At 62.5% G+C, this 2,243-nt stretch carries 2 protein-coding genes and 1 pseudogene; 2 read left to right on the top strand and 1 reads right to left on the bottom strand.

What is annotated here, in order from left to right; all coding sequences use genetic code 11:
• Positions 1 to 1,231, top strand: a 1,231-nt coding sequence (gene istA / locus ACEW8G_RS10090; RefSeq protein WP_373488295.1) for an IS21 family transposase, incomplete at its 5' end; no start/stop codon positions are given.
• Between the two features lie 11 nt (positions 1,232 to 1,242).
• The gene (gene istB / locus ACEW8G_RS10085; protein ID WP_373488294.1) at positions 1,243 to 2,001 is read left to right on the top strand and encodes an IS21-like element helper ATPase IstB; all 759 of its coding nucleotides are present in this window, start codon (positions 1,243 to 1,245) and stop codon (positions 1,999 to 2,001) included.
• Here istB and ACEW8G_RS10080 read toward each other — a convergent pair.
• Positions 1,992 to 2,243, bottom strand: a pseudogene (locus tag ACEW8G_RS10080) (hypothetical protein); the annotation flags it as partial. The gene istB and the pseudogene ACEW8G_RS10080 overlap by 10 nt on opposite strands.

The following is a 2,243-nucleotide window of genomic DNA, read 5'->3' as shown; positions in this document are numbered from 1 at the left end:
GGAAGAATATCGCGCCGATCTTCCGGAGGGCTACGGCTATTCCCGGTTCTGCGAGCTGTATACGCGGTGGGAAGGCAAGCTGTCGCCAGTGATGCGCCAGCGTCATCCGGCGGGCGAGCGGCTGTTTGTCGATTACGCAGGACACACGATCGATGTGATCGATCCCAAGACCGGCGAGGTGCGCACGGCACAACTGTTTGTCGCCACGCTGGGGGCCTCGAGCTATACCTTTGCGGAGGCGACATGGACCCAATCACTGCCGGATTGGATTGCGAGCCATGTGCGCGCCTTCGACTTTCTCGGGGGTGTGACGGCGCAGATCGTCTCCGACAACCTGAAGGCCGGGGTCACCAAGGCCTGCTTCTACGACCCTGCGATCAACCGGACCTACGCGGATATGGCCACGCATTACGACACGGCCGTTGTGCCCGCACGGCCCCATAAACCCAAGGATAAGGCAAAGGTTGAGGGCGCAGTTTTGCTGGTTGAGCGCTGGATTCTGGCGCGGTTGCGCAACCGTCAGTTCTTCAGCCTCGGGGACGTGAACGCGGCCATTCGCCCGCTGCTGGACCGGCTCAACGATAAGGTCTCGCGCCATCTCGGCGCCAGTCGCAGGCAATTGTTCGAGCATCTGGACAAGCCCGCCCTGAAGCCGCTGCCGGTCGCGCCCTACGTCTATGGCGAATGGAAGAAGTGCCGCGCCGGGCTCGACTACCACATCGCGATCGATAGGCATTATTACTCCGTGCCCTATCAGTTGCTGAAGAAAGAGCTGTGGGCGCGCATCACCGCTCGGACGGTCGAAGTCTTCCATGTCGGGCAGCGTGTCGCTTCACATGTGCGCACCTCCGGCAACGAGCAGCATTCCACGCAGCGCGATCACATGCCCGCACACCACAAGTTCCGTGAAGATTGGACGCCACAACGCATCCAGGCCTGGGCCGCGCGTATCGGGCCGAACGTTGCGATCTTCGCCGAGGTCGTGATGCGCGACCGCAAACACCCCGAACAGGGCTATCGCACCTGTCTGGGCGTGATCCGGCTGGCCGACAAGTTCGGCCGGGACAGGCTTGATGCGGCTTGCCGCCGTGCGCTTGAGATCAACGCCCGATCCTACTCATCAGTCCATTCGATCCTCAAGAATGGGCTCGATCGCAAGCCCCGCACCCGCACCACGGAGGAGCCTGCCATCACTCACCCCAACATCCGTGGTGCCGAATACTTCCACTGAAAGGACACACAATGCTTGACCACCCAACCCTCGATCACCTGAAGGCCCTGCGGCTGGACGGTATGGCCGAAGCCTTCGTCGAACTGCAATCTCAGGATGCTGCGGCTGACCTCAGCCACGCCGAATGGCTTGGCCTGCTGGTTGACCGTGAGGTCGCCAGCAGAGAAACCAAGCGCTTCGAGGCCCGCATGCGCTCCGCCAGGCTGCGCCATGTGGGCGCCTGTCCCGAGGATGTCGATTACCGCGCGCGCCGCGGCCTCGACAAGGCGCTGTTCCAGAGCCTGCTCACCGGCAAGTGGATCACCGACCGGCGAGGCCTGATCATCACCGGTCCCTGTGGGGTCGGCAAGACATGGCTCGGCTGCGCCCTGGCGCAGGCGGCCTGTCGCGCCGGCGTCACCGTGGTCTACAAGCGGATGCCGCGCCTCTTCGAGGAACTGGAACTGGCCCATGGGGACGGTCGCTTCCTCCGACTGTTCCGCAGCATCACAAAGGCGCAGCTGCTCATCCTGGATGATTGGGGACCGGACCGGCTCACCGCCACGCAGCGCCGCGACCTGATGGAGATTGTCGAAGAACGATATGGCCGCGGCTCGACCATGATCACCAGCCAGTTGCCCATCACAGCGTGGCACGACGTCATCGGGGAGCCAACCTTCGCCGACGCCATCCTCGATCGCATCGTCCACAATGCCTACCGTATCGAGCTGGAAGGGCAGTCCATGCGGAAAACCATCGCCAAAATGGATGACGAAACGCCTCAGACCTGATACCCGAAACACGCTGCCTCACGGCAACGCGTCACCGGTGGGCGGATACCCCGGAACAGGTGGGCGCATGTTGTCGGAATAAGTGGGCGCATGCTCCGGAATACGCACGAATATCCGGATATGGTGACGAAGGGCGTACCGATCTTGATAAGCTCGCGTGCGATCGGCTCGGACGTTTCCCTTCCAAGATTGACATCAAGCACGGCGGCGTCGCAACCGAATTGCGCAAGCAAGGCAAGCGC

The sequence above is a fragment of the Blastomonas sp. genome, from assembly GCF_041747255.1.
In the GTDB taxonomy this organism is placed as follows: Bacteria; Pseudomonadota; Alphaproteobacteria; order Sphingomonadales; family Sphingomonadaceae; genus Blastomonas.
This window is presented reverse-complemented; position numbering and strand designations above follow the sequence as displayed.

Coding starts and splice junctions, on each gene's coding strand:
- istB (WP_373488294.1), top strand. CDS start 1,243: ATGCTTGACCACCCAACCCTCGATCACCTGAAGGCCCTGCGGCTGGAC.